The organism is Vibrio sp. VPAP30, assembly GCF_001188205.1.
Lineage (GTDB): Bacteria > Pseudomonadota > Gammaproteobacteria > Enterobacterales > Vibrionaceae > Vibrio > Vibrio bivalvicida.
Window position 1 is genome coordinate 400,455 of sequence record NZ_LBLS01000013.1, and the last position, 16,587, is coordinate 417,041.

16 protein-coding genes are annotated in these 16,587 nt (G+C 44.1%); 4 read left to right on the top strand and 12 right to left on the bottom strand.

Annotated features, from left to right (window positions below; all coding sequences use genetic code 11):
* Window positions 1-225: 225 nt before the first annotated feature.
* The 3 genes from ZX61_RS03705 to ZX61_RS03715 all read right to left on the bottom strand — a co-directional run bounded on the left by ZX61_RS03705 (window position 226) and on the right by ZX61_RS03715 (window position 3,757).
* On the bottom strand, window positions 226-1,236 hold the full coding sequence (locus ZX61_RS03705) for a porin (protein ID WP_049843355.1): 1,011 nt from the start codon (window positions 1,234-1,236) through the stop codon (window positions 226-228).
* Window positions 1,237-1,559: 323 nt separating this feature from the next.
* Window positions 1,560-2,378 carry a MalM family protein gene (locus ZX61_RS03710; RefSeq protein WP_049843356.1) on the bottom strand — a complete coding sequence of 273 codons (819 nt, stop codon included), beginning with the start codon at window positions 2,376-2,378 and terminating at the stop codon, window positions 1,560-1,562.
* A 119-nt stretch (window positions 2,379-2,497) separates the two neighbouring features.
* The gene (locus ZX61_RS03715) at window positions 2,498-3,757 is read right to left on the bottom strand and encodes a maltoporin (protein WP_049843357.1); all 1,260 of its coding nucleotides are present in this window, start codon (window positions 3,755-3,757) and stop codon (window positions 2,498-2,500) included.
* 447 nt (window positions 3,758-4,204) lie between these two features.
* Between ZX61_RS03715 and glgX the strand changes: the two genes are divergently transcribed.
* On the top strand, window positions 4,205-6,154 hold the full coding sequence (gene glgX, locus ZX61_RS03720) for a glycogen debranching protein GlgX (RefSeq protein WP_049843358.1): 1,950 nt from the start codon (window positions 4,205-4,207) through the stop codon (window positions 6,152-6,154).
* Between the two features lie 33 nt (window positions 6,155-6,187).
* Here the strand turns inward: glgX and ZX61_RS03725 are convergent, their stop codons facing one another.
* Window positions 6,188-7,312: a multidrug effflux MFS transporter gene (locus ZX61_RS03725; RefSeq protein WP_049843359.1), complete on the bottom strand. Its 1,125-nt coding sequence runs from the start codon at window positions 7,310-7,312 to the stop codon at window positions 6,188-6,190.
* Between the two features lie 96 nt (window positions 7,313-7,408).
* On the opposite strand from ZX61_RS03725, the gene ZX61_RS03730 reads away from it, so the two are divergent.
* Both ZX61_RS03730 and ZX61_RS03735 read left to right on the top strand, forming a co-directional pair.
* Entirely contained in the window at window positions 7,409-8,182 is a 774-nt protein-coding gene (locus ZX61_RS03730) for an AraC family transcriptional regulator (RefSeq protein ID WP_049843360.1), read from the top strand.
* Window positions 8,183-8,230: 48 nt separating this feature from the next.
* Window positions 8,231-9,097, top strand: a complete 867-nt coding sequence (locus tag ZX61_RS03735; protein WP_049843361.1) for a hypothetical protein — start codon at window positions 8,231-8,233, stop codon at window positions 9,095-9,097.
* A 26-nt stretch (window positions 9,098-9,123) separates the two neighbouring features.
* Here ZX61_RS03735 and ZX61_RS03740 read toward each other — a convergent pair whose 3' ends face one another.
* From ZX61_RS03740 to ZX61_RS03765, 6 genes are all read right to left on the bottom strand, one after another.
* Window positions 9,124-9,933, bottom strand: a complete 810-nt coding sequence (locus tag ZX61_RS03740) for a substrate-binding periplasmic protein (RefSeq protein WP_049843362.1) — start codon at window positions 9,931-9,933, stop codon at window positions 9,124-9,126.
* Window positions 9,934-10,095: 162 nt separating this feature from the next.
* Window positions 10,096-10,524, bottom strand: a complete 429-nt coding sequence (locus ZX61_RS03745; protein WP_049843363.1) for a YccF domain-containing protein — start codon at window positions 10,522-10,524, stop codon at window positions 10,096-10,098.
* A gap of 50 nt (window positions 10,525-10,574) precedes the next feature.
* Entirely contained in the window at window positions 10,575-10,886 is a 312-nt protein-coding gene (locus ZX61_RS03750) for an antibiotic biosynthesis monooxygenase family protein (RefSeq protein ID WP_049843364.1), read from the bottom strand.
* Window positions 10,887-10,921: 35 nt separating this feature from the next.
* A complete protein-coding gene (locus ZX61_RS03755; RefSeq protein WP_049843365.1) occupies window positions 10,922-11,650 on the bottom strand; it encodes a sulfite exporter TauE/SafE family protein in 729 nt (242 codons plus the stop codon).
* A gap of 108 nt (window positions 11,651-11,758) precedes the next feature.
* Window positions 11,759-12,367, bottom strand: a complete 609-nt coding sequence (locus ZX61_RS03760; RefSeq protein ID WP_049843366.1) for a glutathione S-transferase N-terminal domain-containing protein — start codon at window positions 12,365-12,367, stop codon at window positions 11,759-11,761.
* Window positions 12,358-12,771, bottom strand: coding sequence for a rhodanese-like domain-containing protein (locus tag ZX61_RS03765; protein ID WP_049843367.1), 414 nt, complete (start codon window positions 12,769-12,771; stop codon window positions 12,358-12,360). Before ZX61_RS03765 ends, ZX61_RS03760 begins: the two co-directional genes overlap by 10 nt.
* Window positions 12,772-12,904: 133 nt before the next feature.
* On the opposite strand from ZX61_RS03765, the gene ZX61_RS03770 reads away from it, so the two are divergent.
* Complete coding sequence (locus tag ZX61_RS03770) at window positions 12,905-13,840, top strand: helix-turn-helix domain-containing protein (protein WP_049843368.1); 936 nt, start codon at window positions 12,905-12,907, stop codon at window positions 13,838-13,840.
* 124 nt (window positions 13,841-13,964) lie between these two features.
* Here ZX61_RS03770 and ZX61_RS03775 read toward each other — a convergent pair whose 3' ends face one another.
* Window positions 13,965-16,157, bottom strand: coding sequence for a hypothetical protein (locus ZX61_RS03775; RefSeq protein ID WP_049843369.1), 2,193 nt, complete (start codon window positions 16,155-16,157; stop codon window positions 13,965-13,967).
* Window positions 16,144-16,308, bottom strand: coding sequence for a hypothetical protein (locus ZX61_RS24225; protein WP_160316784.1), 165 nt, complete (start codon window positions 16,306-16,308; stop codon window positions 16,144-16,146). The genes ZX61_RS03775 and ZX61_RS24225 overlap by 14 nt, the downstream gene beginning before the upstream one ends.
* Window positions 16,309-16,587 lie beyond the last annotated feature (279 nt).

Genomic DNA, 16,587 nt, shown 5'->3' on the forward strand with positions numbered 1-16,587 from the left:
GCGCAGGAAAAATCGCTTAGAGCAAAGCATAGATTGCAGATAGCTAGTTGCTCTACCTACACCATTCTTTGAAAACATATCTATAACGCAGCTATCAGCGATTTTAACCAGCTAGAATGACCAGATATTTATTCTGGTTGGTATCACTTACCAGAATAGAAAAACGCCTACTCAAATGCGAATAGGCGTCAACACGATAGATGTGTTAAGGCAGTAGATTCTTAGTTATAGGAAGTAACGTGCACCAATAATCCATTTGTCATCGTCTTTGGTTGCCGGGTCATCATCACCTAGATCGACTTCATAACCTGCAAACGTGACTAGACTTGGCGTAATGGTATATTCGGCCTGAAATGCACTTGTACTATATTGAGTTTTGTTGGTCTTATCGTCTTCTACCGCTTCATAATTCACACTGAAGTTGAGACCGTTTTCCAGTCCGAACGCGAGTAAGCCTTCAAGCTGAATGCTGTCTTCCAGTCCCGCATAGAAATACTCATTCATACCATAAACAGCCGCAACATAGAGGCCGCTACCATAGCTACCATAGTTTGCTGCAACAACGTGGGAGTTGGTATCTTTTTTCACTCCTGATATCTCTAAATCGCCACCAGAGTATGTATACCCTAAACCGAAGCCCATAAACTTCATTCCGAGAGCAACCTGACCACGAGCATCCGCGCTTTTCTCACTTTCATCGCCTTGCCAACCCAATCCGAAGCCTAGGCTTGCATCCTCATTAAAATCGAATGAGTTTCGATAACTGACCATTCTTTCTGCACGACCAGTGCCTAGTAAGTTGTGGTTTTCGTACAAGAAGTCATTGGCAAATGCGATTGGCATATCGGCGACACCTGCAACATCATAGTAGGGAGCCCACTGAGTACCGACAACCATGCGACCTGCCTGTTCATGAGTAACTCCTATGTAACCTAGGCGGGTAGAAAATGAGTTGTCTCCACCGTCTAGATAGTTGAGCGCCCATTCACCTTTTGCATCAACTACGACACCGTTACCAAGGTCCTGGGTACCAGAAATATTTATGCGAGGAGATATCTGGTTGACATCAACATCTTGTGCTGAAGCGGCGGTACCTTTCTCATACTCCCCGATCCCCACATCAACATAACCACCAATTGAAAGAGTTGAACCTTCGCTGCTGTAGATTTCTGCTGCGAAAGCGTTTGTACCACATGCTGTTGCCGCGATTAAAGCGGCTAATAATTTAATGTTCATAACGTATATCCGTATTGGGTTAAACCATGTCCGAATTAGTGCGCAATGCCTAAAAACTGCACGAACACCTAAAACGTAGTAGGTAATACTCAAAAATGAAGTGCAACTAGGCACTTATACGCATCTAAACTTTGTCACAACGTAACACTGCAATTTATCAATTAACATTAAATATTTGAAATTATTATCATTTTACAAGTGGTAGCCACATAAATTTATTTACACGATCAAGTTCACACTTTTATAAATTTAAACGGAACTTTTGTAAAAAACGCAAAAAGCCCTCGCACAATTCGAGGGCTTTGGGAGGAAAAATGGTTAATTTACTTAGCGTTGACTGCTTTAATAAATACCTGTTGTGCGCCTTCTACATTAAGTGCTTTTGCTTCTTCTAGAAGCGCTAACGCCTTAGGTATATTTTCCGACTCAACAGCTTCAGTGATACTTCTAAAGTAATAATTCGTGGTCTCTTCTTTTACGTCATCAGGAACATAATCTGTCCTTTTAGTTTCCTCTGGCACAGATGCATAATAGCCAGTCCCTTCAACATTGATTGAGACTAGGCCCGTACGGGCATGAGGTACGAGTGGATTGTCAATGCCACCAATATAGTTGCCTCTAGCTTCTGCATCTAACCTCGCAGGATGGACAACTTCTGTTTTGCTGTTGAGGGTTTCTTCTTCGGTAAAAATTACGACTCTGAGAAACTCTGCACTTCTTGGAGGAAACACGGAGAAATCTGATACAAGTCGATTTCCTAAAAGCAGTTGTGGTTTTTCGTATCGAAACTCACTAGATTCAACACGGTCAATCACATTACCATTTTGATCTACTACCAGTACCGTTGGAACAAATACGGAATCGGTGATAAAGCTCGTCACCGTAAATTCAACTTCACCTCTATCCGCTGGTACATCGAAAACAGCAACATAACTGTTAACATCACTATTTTGTAGAAGCTGACTTTTTTCGTTAATCGCAACGGATGTCGAACTGCGCAACTTAACACTTGTAGTACTAAGCTCACCATAACTGCTTGCTGCGATATTAGTTTGAGATACTTGCTCAACAACTGTAGTGCTTCCACACCCTACGACGGCTAAACCAAGAACCCCAGACAAAATTAGAGTTTTAAATTGCATAATCACTTCCTGCACTATTTTTCTTAAAGCACTTTAGCATGAACTTTGAGAAAAATAGCCGGCAAAAGCCGGCTATGAGATTTATGGACGATAAATATTAAACTAGACGACTATCTAAATTACCACCAAGCTTCAGCCTGAACACCGAACTGGAACTGGTTGTCATCACGACCACCGTTGAAGTCGTTAGTATCTGAAGATAGGTATGAACCGTATACACGGATTTCAGGACGAGCCCAGAAACTAGAGCCAGCAGTCCATGCTTGAGCAACAGTGAACTTGTTAATTGCTTTGTCAGTGCCATCCGTTTCATCTTTTGCGTAACCAGCTTCAAACAGTGTCTTCATGTTTTCGTTCCACTTGTACACTGGACGAACGACCGCTGAGAACGTTTCAGTCTTATCGTGACCGTCCCACATTTCGTTACCCACACCGTATACTAATTGGTGACCAACTTCCCATGAGTCGCCTAGACCAACAACACCCCAGTTGATGAGACGGTAACCATCAGCACCAGCTTTAGATTCTGCACCATACCAGCTACCATCACCATAGAATGCCATAGTCTTAGAGTAGCCCTCTGTACCATACTGGAATACCGTTTTGTTGAAACCTGCATCTAGGCCTTGAGTAACTTCAGCGGTGAACATTACGCCATCTTTAGCATCTTTTGCTGCTTGAGAAGCGTCATCTGTATCGTGAACCATAGCGTAGTTCAGACCCATCTCTAGGCTACCGCCTTCCCACAAGCCAAGACCTGCGTAACGAGCATCGAAAGTATTTACATTTCCTGCATCGCCATCGTTACCTTTATCGGTAATATCGCCACGGTCGTTTCGAACCCAAGCTAGAGATAACTTACCTGGGCCAGCCTCAATACCTTCGACACCCGCACCGGCGCCAGAAATGTTCCAGTAATAGAAATCTGAGATATGGATATCTCGACGTTGGTAGTAACGTTTACCCGCCCAGATTGTAGCTTCAGGCGCAGAAGCGATAAAGCCTTTTGCTTGAACATTGAACTGACGAAGTGCAAACTTAGCATCGTCTGTACAGCTAAGAGTACTACCGTCAAGTCCACAGTTAGTTTCTGTACTTTCCCAATCGTTAGAACCATTTGAAGTCATTGCAAACATTGAATCGACATACATGGTTTTACCATTGTCGTTGTATACTTCTTTGCCTAAACCCACTTCACCGTAAATATCGCTTTCGTTCCCGAGACGGCCAATTTTGTTCTTTTCATATGTTGATTGCTGACCACCGTCAGCATTCATGCCAACACCAGCACGCATATAACCGTGGAAGTCTACGGCGAACGCAGAGCCCGCAGCTAGGGTTGTTGCCACTGCAGCAGCTAATACACTTACTTTTTTCATTTTTAACTCCATTTAGGGTTTATTATTCTTTTTCCTATCTGATTAACTTTTTCCGTAAAGGCAGAAACAGAAGTCATTAAAAAGAGAGGTAAGATGGGCAAGCCCCCCGAGACTTAGCCCCATTTGCTTCAACTGCAGCAAGATTACCTAGGGAGGAGAAAAAACGACTCATCCAGATGAGAAATAGTTAGGGGGGATGAGAAGGGATGAGAAATCATACCGAACAATATTTTTATGTATTGAGTCACAAAAATCAGGCTTAGATATAATGTTCTTAGAAAATTATCAGCAGCAAAATACAACCTAGCTCACTGTTTAACACTCAATCATCATAATTTTGAAATAAAATTACATTTATAATTTTGTCGTAAGGCGCTTGACCAATCTCGTTCAAAACTATTTACTTAAGATTCAACAATAAACAATTACAGTTAAAAAGTAGTGATCATGCCGTGCTCTCGTCCATACCCTTTAGGCGCAACACCAGATAGCAGAGGGTGTAACTTCTCCATATACTCTCCTCATGCTGAAGATATTCAGCTCGCGTTGTTTAATGACAATGGAGAGTTTAAAGCCTATCCATTAGATCGTGAGTATGCCGGAATTCGATTTACCTATATTGAGGGCATCTCGGCCGGACAAAAGTATGGCTACATTGTGACTCATGATGGCAAACCGCATTATGTTTCTGACCCTTACGCCAAAGCGTTAGAAAAACCGCTCCATTATTCCGCTCCATTTAACTCTGAAAAAAGCTTTGAACTTGCGAAATGTGTTGTGGTCAAAGATAAGTTTTATTGGCAAGGTGTCGTAAAGCCCAATCGTCCTCGTGAGGAAATGGTACTGTTTGAAACTCATGTTAAAGGCGTAACTAAGCTTAACTCAGCAGTGCCTGTCGATCAGCGAGGCGGCTATCTTGGGTTAGTCAGTGAGTCAATGCTGCAGTTCTACAAAGAGCAGAATATCAATACCCTTCAGTTGCTGCCTGTCGCTGCATGCATGCATGAACCTCATTTATTGGAAATGGACAAGGTCAACTACTGGGGCTACAACCCATATCTGTTTATGGCACCCGATCCTCGTTATGCGGCTGGTGATGCTGTCACCGAACTGAAGACCGCCATACGGGAGCTACACCGTCATGGAATCGAGGTGATTCTTGACGTGGTTTACAACCATACAGCAGAAGGTGGGCCTGATGGGCCAGTATTTAACCTCAAGGCATTGGATAAAAACTACTACTTCAAACATGGTGAACACTACGCTAACTTCACCGGTTGCGGTAACACGGTCGATCTCTCTTATCAGCCTGCCATGAATTTGGTCATGGATACGCTGAGATACTGGGCAAATGAGTTCCAAGTGGATGGATTCCGTTTTGACTTAGCCGCTACGCTCGGGCGACATGGTGAGCACTTCAGTCCAGATTCTGCATTTTTCAAAGCGGTCGCTCAAGACCCAATTCTCCGTGAAGTAAAGCTCATTGCTGAACCTTGGGATATAGGCCCGAATGGCTACCAAGTCGGAAACTTCCCTTTTGGTTGGAATGAATGCAACGACAGGCTGCGCGATATCACTCGTAGTTTCTGGCGCGGAGATCAAGGTTTCTTAAAAGAGTTTGCTACCCGATTAATGGGCTCTCGTGACCTATACAGTGCTGCAAACTGGCCTTACAAGCTCACTGTTAACTACATTACCTATCACGATGGTTTTTGTATGCAAGATCTTGTTTCTTATAAACATAAGCACAATGAAGCTAACGGTGAACAAAACCGAGACGGGCATGGTGACAATCGTTCAGACAATTACGGCGTCGAAGGGGAAACTGAAAGCACCGCTGTGATAGAACTACGAGAGAAACAGAAACGCAATTTTATGGCTAGCCTACTATTTGCATTTGGTATTCCTCATATTCTATTTGCAGACGTCCTTTCTCACACGCAAAAAGGCAACAATAACGCTTATTGCCAAGACAACGAAACAAGTTGGCTAAACTGGCAACCTTCTGAAAAAAAAGAAAAGTTTAAGTCTTGGCTCGCAGACATGGTGGCGGCAAGACAAAGATATATGGTGCCATTTATTCGCTCATTCAGTGGTGAAAAACGCAATGACAACCGTATTTTCTGGCGCCGTTTAGACGGTAGCTTTATGGAACATGATGACTGGAATCGTCTCAGTTCGGTCGCTTTGCATTTAGGAATAGGCAAAAACGGCGACGAGCTATTCTACTGCATTAACCAAACCAATGCGCCCGCACGCTTTACCATGCCTGAAAATGACAAAAACGAATGGACGATGATCTGCAATACAGACTCCCATGACTTGCATCAATCCATTGACCATAAACAGGTGTTAGTTGCACCGAGATCAATCGCGATATTTTTCGCCCATTCTTAGTTAGTCTTTAACGAGCAGCATGGTGACATGCTGCTAATTTTTACGAGCCGAACTTGCAACAACTATCAGTAAAGCGCTCACAAACACCGCAGCCCCTAGATTCTGCATTAAGCCGACAGCGGATAAACCGAATCCTATCAGCAAGTAGTAGAGCAAGCCAAACAGCGCACCAGCGCTACCCGTCTGTGATTTATACTCTGCTAAGGCTCGGCTCAATATGTTTGGAATCCCTACACCAAATGAAGCAACAACCAAGAGCATTGGGGCTAACAGAGTAATACCACCTTGAAGAAACCACAGCAGAGTCGTACCGCAGATAGCGAGCGATGCAGAGAGTTGGACCAGTTGTTTTGACTCATAACCTCGGGCAAGCAACCGCTTGTTTAGCCAGCTGCCAGCAAAGGTTCCTATTGCCAGAATGATCCCGCTGTATCCGAATTGTTTACTGCTAAATCCCATAGCATCAAAGATAAATGGACCGAGCAAATAATAACTGAACAACATTACATTAAAACAAGCCACTATTATCCCATCTAACCAGATATTTCTATCAGCTAACATTTGCTTGGCAAGTGGTACTAATTGAGTGTTACCTATCATAACTGGCTTGGTTTCCGGTAAGCTGACCAAACAAAGCACGAAAAGAGCTATCGCCATTATTGTGAGAGAGAGAAACACAGCTTTGTGACCTGCAATATCAGCCAATACTCCGCCAGACATTAATCCTATTACTGGGCTTATCGATATACCTATTCCCATTAAACCAAATACTTTGGCTAACCGTACACCATCATAACTATCACGTAGCATAGTTTGGGTAACCACTGAACCGACCGCAGCCCCAAATGCGCTAAGTGCACGCATGAGTAAAAGTGTTTCAAACTGCGAACACTGTATAGCACCAACAGCGGCTACGCCATAAACCAATAGCCCTAATAACATTGAACATCTTCGCCCTAAATAGTCAGCGGCAACTCCCCAAAACACAACACCTAGAGCGAAGGCAGTAAAGTAAACCGATAGCGTTTGTGCAGCAGTATTACTCGCGACATTGAAAGCGAGGGCTATGTGGGGTAAGGCTGGGCTGTAGATAGTCTCAACAATTTGCGGGAACATCATCAAAGCTAGCATCACTCCAACGGAAGGAACTTTATTCATTACAATATCCCAACTAGAAAAAGTGGGCGTAGTTTAGACAAGAGTGCTAAAGTCCCAATAACGACATTAGAACAATAAACTTCAATATTAGAACAAATGGCACTGATTAATGAAAAGTCCGCATTTGACGTCGACGGACTAGATAACACAGTCATCGGGATCGCGGCTCGAATCGGCAAGCATGACTCAGGGATGCATATCCACAGTAAAGCTCAACTTCTCTATGCTCCTCAAGGTTGTATCAGCATACAGTTAGACGATAGAAAAAGTGTCTTGCCCCCCACCCGTGCTGCTTGGATACCTGCGGGGGTGCGACACTGTGCGACCATGAACAACGTCGTTGAATATCGTTCACTCTACTTCGAAGAAAACATAGTCGCGTCATTCAACGAAGTGAAAATCATCTCTGTAAGCTCACTGCTTAAGGCTCTGATCGAGCGTATGTCTTTTTGGCAATGGGACAAGCCTAAGCAAGAAATGCACGCGACGCTCGAGCTGTTTCTGGAAGAGCTCCAATCTGCGTCCGAATATCAACTGACTCTACCTTTCCCTAACGATCCTAGACTCAATCATTGGCTTGATTCACTTCAACAACCGGACTCTAACGTGCCAAATTTGAACAACTTAGCCAAACAGATTGGAGCTAGCAGCAAAACAATAAGTCGCATATTTTCCAACCAAGCGGGGATGCCGTACCAGTCATGGCGACAGCAATGGAGACTATTGAAATCAATAGAGCTTCTCTCTCTAGGAAAACAAGTCAACGATGTCGCTTACCAATTGGACTTTTCAAGTGATAGCGCTTTCATCACCTTCTTTAAGCAACAAACAGGGACTACGCCGCTCCAATATATGCGCACAACAACTTGATTCATTGGCAGATTACTCTAACAATGACGTATCAATGAGGGAAAGCCTATGTCCGACAAAATCTCTACAACTGCATTAGCCAAATTACGTGAACTGGAACCTAAGCAATTGTTCAACGAACTGAAATCTGCGGGTTACATTAATCGTGCTGAGGATAGCTGGGTTTTGACCGAGATCGGCGCCAAGTTCGGTGGCGAATACGTCGAACATGCGAAGTTTGGTAAGTTCATTGTCTGGCCAGAAAACTTACTCATAGACAGTGTAGCGACCAGTGGTAAAACACTGAGTGCTACTCAAATTGGAGAACGCTTATATCTCAATGCCAAAAAAGTGAATCAGCTTTTGCAAGAGCTAGGCTGGATTGAAAGGACAGAGAAAGGTTGGACGGTAACGGAATCTGGGCTAACGGTTGGCGGTTATCAACGCGAAGATAAAGAAAGCGGTTATGGTTTTGTCGTTTGGCACGACTCTATCGTTCGCAACAAGCGCTTAAAGCAATCAGTGATTGAGTTTTCCGGACAAGATGCCGAGGCACATGCAACAGACAAATCCCTTTCTAGCTTTAGACAAAAATTTGAAGCGAAACATCGCACTCTAGACGGTCACTATGTGCGTTCTAAAGGTGAACTCATTATCGACAACTGGCTCTATATGAATGGAGTGGTTCACGCCTACGATCGTCAATTACCTATAGAGCAAGACGTCTTGAGCGATTTCTATTTACCAACTGGAAAGGTCTATTTGCAGTATTGGGGAAGCGATGCTGGCAACACATCAGACAAAGAGCAACAATCTATCCGCGAGTTGTATCAGCAGCATAACTTTGCTCTGATAGAGGTATTCCCCGCGGACATCGACAAACTCGATGACGTTTTACCAGCCAAACTCAAAGCCTTCGGCATCAAAGCATACTAACCTAGCTAAAACCTCTTACTGGCCTACTACTTCATCGCATTGCGATACCTGATCATGATTTCACTGTCAGGTTGATATTGCTGCATTAGGTCAGCAAGCTTGCCTTGGTTCTTAAGCCTGTCAAAACTTTCTCTCAGTGCACCTACAACTTGTGACGATGTCTTGTTGCCTGTCACCAGCCAAAGCTCTTTGCAAAGCTTATCGACTTTAACCACCTCGATAAACTCTTTGGGGTCATACCCATACTGTTCCATTCGATAGTAGTAGCTCGATTTTACCAGTGGAGCAAAGTCCACTCGGTGAGCACGCAATAATTTGATTGCAACTTTGCCGTAATTGACGGGAATAATATTGGTAAACCCTTCTCCCTTAGCAAGCTCTTCAAAGTTACTCGCCGTTTGAGCGGCAAAGCTGAAGTTTTTTAACTCTAGGAACGAATTGGGAGAGACTTTGGGGCCATCAAAATGACGATAGATCGCAACTTCATAAGGTGATACTGGACCTATCCACTGAAACTCAAGTTCTCGATTGGGTGTGCGAGATAGAGAGAAAAATAGAGTATTTTCATTTTCTTGAGTATTTCGGATAGCCCGCTTCCAGGGCGCAAAATGCACGTTAGCCACTTCCATAGCAAGCGATTTTGAAGCATGTTCAACCACCGCTTCAATAAACTTTACAACGTATCCTTCTGCTTGTTCATCAACCTGAACTTGCAGCGGCGGAAAATCTTGAGTATACAAATCTAATTGTATTGGCTCAGCAAGGCTAGATGTCGCCAAACAGAGACCCAACCATCCAATAGCAACTCTACTGAGCTTACCAGACTGACTTAGCATATTATTGTTCTTTTTATTTATAAAAACCGGACAGCAATTATCTATCTACTATAAACCACCTATTGATAGGATCAATTGGCTATTGGTCTAACCTGTTACATAAGCACTTATTAGCTAAGCCTTTGAAAATAAAAAGCCCCTTTCGGGGCTCAGTGATTTGATTTACTTCGAATATCTTGCCATTGCGGCCCGTTCTTTGGGAACAACCGTCTTACCGATAGGAGCGAGTGATATATACGCTAACTTCAAGTGTTGAAGCGCGAATGGAATACCAATAATGGTCACAAAACAAGCTACCGCAGACATGATATGACCGATAGCAAGCCAGATGCCCGCTAGTAAAAACCAAATAATATTTCCGACCATGCCTAGTGGGCTGGTACCAATATCCATTTCATTGCTCAGTTCGTTACGAGCGATCGCTTCATGTCCAAACGGGAAGAAAGAAAAGTTCCCCATGACGAAACAAGCACGTCCCCATGGAATACCGACAATACTGATAAATGCGAGCAGTCCGAATAACCACCATAACAGTCCCATAATAACGCCGCCACACAGGAACCAGATGATATTTCCAATAATTCTAAGCACTTTGTTTCTCCTTATAGAAATCAATACCAATCAGAATAAATAGCTAAAATCTACTTGTCCCGATTGGCACAACCGTAGACTGACTCGTAATGTTCTACAGTTGGGAATGGATCATAAAAGTGGTGCAAAAGAGCCTTCCATTCCTGATATTCGGCAGACTGCCTAAAGCCCTGCTCGTGGTCTTCTATTGTTTGCCAATTCACTAACAAAATATAGCGATTTGGTTTTTCTATACAACGTTGCAACTGATGCGAAACGTACCCCTTCATAGACGAAATTATAGCCTGTGCTTTACCAAAGTTTTGTTCAAACTCTTTCCCTAAGCTTGGCTTAACATCTAAGACAGCGACTTCCAGTATCATGGTTTTTCCTTAACGTAAGATGAACAAAAGGGTTTCTAGCTCAAACCTTGCCAAACGGCCGTTGCACCGCTGATCGAGCAAAGCAAAAGGGCTCCAGTGCGAATTTTCTCTTTCGGTAAGGATTGAGTGGTCATCATGGCGAGTTTATAACCCACCCAGGCGGCTGGAATAAGAGGAATACTTATCCAAAGATGATGTAAAGTTAAAAACCCTGCTGGCATTTGAATCACAAGCGAGATGATAGAGCTAAAGACAAAGAAGGCAGACAAGTTACCGCGCAGTTGGTTAGCTTCTTGATGCTGAAGTAATAACGCCATTGGAGGCCCTCCTATCGCAGAGCTGGTACCAAAAAAGCCAGAAAAGAAACCTGCAACGCCCATACGCGTTGGTGTTGGCTCTATTCGAAAAGGGAGTAGGCTCACGACAACCGCAAACAACACCAAAACTCCCAGCCAAAGAGCAAGCAAGTCAGTCGAAACCATAACCAATAACACACCACCCGCTATCGAACCCGGTACGCGACCAATCAGCGCCATTTTAAGGCCGCCAATTTCGACGCTGTCGCGATGTTTTAGAGCGTTGAGGATTGAAATAAACAGCGCCACTAAACAGATTGGAGCAGGCACATAATCGGGAGAAACAAGAAACAACAGGGGTGCAGCGACAATCGCCAGACCAAAACCGATCGCAGTTTGAACAAACGAACCAAGAAATATCAAAAACGCAGCAATTAATGCCTCAGGCGTCATCCATTCAGCGAACATATAAACCGTTTAAATAAAAAGAAAAGTTAAGCAATGGTAATCGAAATGAACGCCATTAGCTTAACTTTTATTCACCTTTCTTACGCTGCAGCAGTGTAAACGATGAATTTAAAAATCGAACAGCCTTCCCCACTGTCTCATCTGCTCTATCCCTGATTGCATAAGCTCCCAATCCAATAGACTAGCCTGATATTTAGCAGCCTTGCCCTCTAAACGAATACCATAACTGCAGAGGCGGTATGCAAGCACGGCATAAAACGCGTCTACAGCGCATGGTCGAGCAAACATAAAGGGAAGTTCAGCCTGCGAGAAAATAGCTTCAACTCGTTCAATCTCAAGTCGTAGTGCTTGGTTTGACAAATCCGCTGGCGGTACAGAATCCAAGGTAAAACTGCATTGAGAGCGAAGGGTAAAAAAGCCTGAGTGCATTTCATTACAAAGCGAACGCGCTATCGCCCTATGACTTTGGTCTTGCGGGTACAGTGATCCTCCAGATTGTTCATTAAGGTATTCGACGATTGCTAGCGAATCATGCACAACCAAACTTCCATTTCTTATAACAGGCACCAAGGTTGAAGGCGACAATTGAGCTAGTTGCTGTTTTGATTCTGGATTAGAAAGATCAATCACTTGGGCATCCAGATCTAAGTCAGCCATTGCTGCGCATAACCAAACACGCAGTGACCATGTTGAGCTCGTTCCGACGATTAGCTGCATTGTGCCTCCTCCTCTGCAGTCAATTCAAACCCCTCATCTAACCAGCCTGTAATACCACCAATCATCTTTTTCACTGGTCGGCCAAGCTTCGCTAAACGAATCGCTGCTTTCTCTGTGCCATTGCAATGTGGCCCTGCGCAGTACACGACAAACAGTGTATCAAGCGGAAATTCAGCTAAGCGTTTTTCATTGAGCCTAGGGTGGGGAATGTTGATTGCACCATCAATATGTCCTTGTACAAACAAGCTTTCCCCTCTGACGTCAACCAATATGAAGTCTTGGAGACCATTGGTAAGAGCATGATGCACATCCCAGCAATCGGTTTCGAACCTAAGTAGTTGTTCAAAGTGCGCTAGAGCTTGTTCACTTACTGCGGCTTTCACGCGAGATACTGCACTGGTCATAACTTATCCCTGTTTTGTTATTGCTTGTGTACATAGTGCAACCAATTCTCAATGCATTAAACTGGCTTAAAGGCCACATATCGACAATAATAAGCCAAAGTCAGAAAATGAACTTAGTCTTCAAGGAAGAGAAATGAAACGCGTCGCGATACTTGCCCACAGCCATGCAGCACTGTTTGAAATGTCTTGTGCTATTGAACTGTTCGCCCTGCCCAGACCAGAGTTTGAGTCTTGGTATGAGACCGACGTGGTAACGTTAGAGTGCGCTGATATAAACACCACAGGAAACATCACCCTTAGCGCGCAAATGGTCGATAACCTTGAAGCTTACGATACTCTGATTATCCCCGGATGGCCTACTTGGGACTATGTGGTTCCCGAGAAAATAGAGGCAGAAGTAATCCGATTTTCCAAACAAGGTAAGCGAGTGCTCACTTTTTGTTCAGGCGCATTTTTATTGGCTAAGCTAGGACTGCTCGATGGTAAAACAGCTACTACTCATTGGATGTACGAGCAAAGCTTTCGCTCTCAATTTCCAAACGTAAATTATCAATCCGATGTCCTCTACGTTTTTGATGGTAATATCGGCTGCTCTGCTGGTAGCGCAGCTGCACTCGACCTTGGCTTAGCGGTTATTCGTCGCGATTTTGGTTATAGCTTTGCCAATCAAGTCGCAAAAAGGTTAGTGATTTCCGCCCACCGACTTGGCGGTCAAGCACAGTTTGTCGAGACACCGATGTTAGAGGTTCCCAACAATTTTGCATCTGCACTCGACTGGGCAAACTGTCATCTAGACAAGAGTATTAGCGTTGATCTTCTTGCTGAAAAAGCCAGCATGTCACGTCGAACGTTTGATCGAAAATTCCGCGCTAGTTTCAACTTGTCTCCTAAAGAGTGGCTAATTCAGCAACGTATTGAGCGCGCAAAAGGTCTGCTCGAAATCGAGTCTCACTCTATCGAGCGCTTAGCCAGCATGGCGGGCTTCGAAAGTGCCACGACTTTACGCCATCACTTTCGACGTTTAGTCGGCGTCTCCCCCCAGCAATATCGCAAGCAGTTTGGGGGCTAAAACTCGTCGCAGGTCTACCTCAAACCTGTTGTTTCTAATTCGACCTGCTCAACTCAAATCTAGAAAAACACCACTCTAATAACAAAGTGGTGTTTTATCTAATTTAAAGAACTAACTTTAATCACTACTGAGTCACGCCTGCAATCACCGATGGATCGCCAGTAACGATTGGCATATCCCCGATATCTGCGCTGCCTTGAACGGAGCTAGGGACGGGTACAGCGGGATCTTGCAACGTCAAGTTGCTGCATTGCCCTGCCGCGTTTTGCATTGTTTGTTCTAGCTCTATCGCCTTAACCACATATTGGCTTGAATCACCAAGCAATACTCCATCAGCCAACGAAAATGCAGGGCGATAGCGGTTATTGTCGTTGGAGTAAGGGATTCCCCACAAATCACCGTTACCTCCATAATTGATCATGAAGGTTTGACCATCATAGTCTCCTGCACTCCCGCTACGATCTTTTGCATTACTATGCTGATAAGCCAGCTGTAGTGGGCGAGAGAAGCTAACAATGCTGTTTGACCCATCCCTCACAGTGGAAAGCTGATTCCAGGTATTGATACCCGTTTCCCATACATAGAATTCCGATACGATAGCAGGGTTATAGATGTCATATGAGTTGCTTACCGAACCTATAATCATCGGCCCGCTGCGCACCCCCCAACTATGTGGTGTTGAGTTGATATCATTTTGAGTGAGGGAAGCTGTATAGCGAACAGGTTCGCTACTCGCCACGCTAACTAAGGTCAGTGCATTTCCCCCTGTGGTCGTAAAGGTAAACGTAAATGGCCCTGAAGTTGTTTCGAAAGGACTATTTGAACCAGAGTAGTTGGTCAGATCGCCGATGGCAAAAGTACCAATAGGGCAATTGTCGTAACAGGTTAAAGTGATGGACCCAGAGTTGAGTAGTTCGCCACTTCCTGTCTCACTACCATTAATAAATGTCTGTTCGTAGTAAGTAAGCGCAGACTGTCCATCGAGATACTTCACCTCCCCTCCAAGTTGCTCGGAGTACATATAAAGTGATTCATTGGCGGAAAGTGAAATTAGAGCAGGAGTTTGATCCGTTATTTGTGGTCCGTTCTGTCCCCAAGCGAGCTTACCCGTTTTGTAAAATCCATCTTGCCCTACTGAGTCGCCAGCAGCAGTCATATACTGTACAACCCATTGGTCGTAATTGTTGTCGGCAAAAATCGTACTATCCCAGTAAGAGAATCGAATACCACGCGCATTGGCCAACGCTAAAGTTTTTACCGTATTTTTGACCAATCTTCCCGGGGCATTGACATATGTATAAGTGGTTTGAACACCGCCAGTATCTCGGATGACGGTGTCACCATTGGTCAGAGCGCCTTCGGTTTCTGTCCATGCTCCCCAGTAACCAATATGACCATAGCTGTCATAACTGCCGTTGCTGTCACTGTCATATTTGATTGAAAAGCCACTATTGATATTAACCTTTGCCCCTGTCGTTGAATCAAACAAATCATAGCGGTGGGCAAAACTATCAAAACTGGTACGACTTAAACACTGACCAGAATTGTTTCCTGACTTGTAAGGTAAATTAGAGAAACCTCCATTAACGCTTTGAATCAACACATTACTAGAGTTAAACGCCAACGCATAAGATGTCTGTCCATTGCCACTATGGTTTACTCCTGTGAGTGCCACTCCATTAGAGCGATCGCTTGACATTACCACACTAGCGCTTTGTTGGTAGGTGTCACTGCCCTGAGAACTCGATTCGTACAATGTAAATCCAATTGAGCCTGGCACCGCGTCTACCGTAATCACTTCACCACCACCAAGCTGGTTACCTGCTGAGAAACTGTCGAAGAAATCAAAGTTAAATGTAAAGCTGCCAAATGGATTACTCTCATTCGCTCCTTGTGAGATCTCGGCTTTAAATTTAATCGCCTGGCTCTGTCCGTCTTCCCCCATATCTGGCAACCATACATTGACGATCAAGGGTGAGGTATCATCTTGGCGAGTGACATTCGATATCGCCTTCATATAGCTAGGGGTGTTACTGGCGCCTGATGACTGCCCAGTCGAGCCATCTTCTTGGTTATCAAAGCAGGCAGACTCATCGGCCAGAACAGAATAAGGACCTTGGTTCACAAACTCGACACCATTAAATTGCGCTGTAAAACACAGTATGCTGTTGACCAATTCTATAGGGCTAAGGGCCTCATTCCATACGTGAGAGTTGACCTCTGCATTGCTGTAATCGGTTCCTAGGTCGTTGTAAGCCGCTCCTGCGTAATAGGGAAGCAACGCCGCCAACGCAAAAAAGAGTTTATTCTGTTTCATTGGTCACTACCTCCAATTGTTCTGGTAATACCAAAGAGCTGGTTGATACTGAGGATGTAGATGTAGAGCTAGCGCCGTCGCTATCGCTACATGCACCTAAACCTATAACGAGTAACGCAAGTGCGACTCCTTTAATGATAAAGTTATACATAATTCCTCCTTGCACTTCGCCGAAAGAAGCGATCCTTACTCCCTACTGAGAGGGATCTTCTCAGACGTTCATTCAAAATAACTATATGCATAGAATGGAATATATTCCTTTAACAAATCACCTGCCTTTTACCTAACAACGCGTAGAAAATAAGGATTTATCAATACAATCAATAAGAAACCGATCACATAAAAATTCACAACAACATTGATATATATCAATAGAGTTAAGGTTAGCTTACGGAGCTGATGTAAAAATCACATCACCTTGTTAGCATGG

What these genes read in the sequence shown, in the direction of transcription:
- ZX61_RS03705 (WP_049843355.1), bottom strand. Translation starts at nt 1,236, where the DNA reads ATGAACATTAAATTATTAGCCGCTTTAATCGCGGCAACAGCATGTGGT.
- ZX61_RS03710 (WP_049843356.1), bottom strand. Translation starts at nt 2,378, where the DNA reads ATGCAATTTAAAACTCTAATTTTGTCTGGGGTTCTTGGTTTAGCCGTC.
- ZX61_RS03715 (WP_049843357.1), bottom strand. Translation starts at nt 3,757, where the DNA reads ATGAAAAAAGTAAGTGTATTAGCTGCTGCAGTGGCAACAACCCTAGCT.
- glgX (WP_049843358.1), top strand. Translation starts at nt 4,205, where the DNA reads ATGCCGTGCTCTCGTCCATACCCTTTAGGCGCAACACCAGATAGCAGA.
- ZX61_RS03725 (WP_049843359.1), bottom strand. Translation starts at nt 7,312, where the DNA reads ATGAATAAAGTTCCTTCCGTTGGAGTGATGCTAGCTTTGATGATGTTC.
- ZX61_RS03730 (WP_049843360.1), top strand. Translation starts at nt 7,409, where the DNA reads ATGGCACTGATTAATGAAAAGTCCGCATTTGACGTCGACGGACTAGAT.
- ZX61_RS03735 (WP_049843361.1), top strand. Translation starts at nt 8,231, where the DNA reads ATGTCCGACAAAATCTCTACAACTGCATTAGCCAAATTACGTGAACTG.
- ZX61_RS03740 (WP_049843362.1), bottom strand. Translation starts at nt 9,933, where the DNA reads ATGCTAAGTCAGTCTGGTAAGCTCAGTAGAGTTGCTATTGGATGGTTG.
- ZX61_RS03750 (WP_049843364.1), bottom strand. Translation starts at nt 10,886, where the DNA reads ATGATACTGGAAGTCGCTGTCTTAGATGTTAAGCCAAGCTTAGGGAAA.
- ZX61_RS03755 (WP_049843365.1), bottom strand. Translation starts at nt 11,650, where the DNA reads ATGTTCGCTGAATGGATGACGCCTGAGGCATTAATTGCTGCGTTTTTG.
- ZX61_RS03760 (WP_049843366.1), bottom strand. Translation starts at nt 12,367, where the DNA reads ATGCAGCTAATCGTCGGAACGAGCTCAACATGGTCACTGCGTGTTTGG.
- ZX61_RS03765 (WP_049843367.1), bottom strand. Translation starts at nt 12,771, where the DNA reads ATGACCAGTGCAGTATCTCGCGTGAAAGCCGCAGTAAGTGAACAAGCT.
- ZX61_RS03770 (WP_049843368.1), top strand. Translation starts at nt 12,905, where the DNA reads ATGAAACGCGTCGCGATACTTGCCCACAGCCATGCAGCACTGTTTGAA.
- ZX61_RS03775 (WP_049843369.1), bottom strand. Translation starts at nt 16,157, where the DNA reads ATGAAACAGAATAAACTCTTTTTTGCGTTGGCGGCGTTGCTTCCCTAT.
- ZX61_RS24225 (WP_160316784.1), bottom strand. Translation starts at nt 16,308, where the DNA reads ATGTATAACTTTATCATTAAAGGAGTCGCACTTGCGTTACTCGTTATA.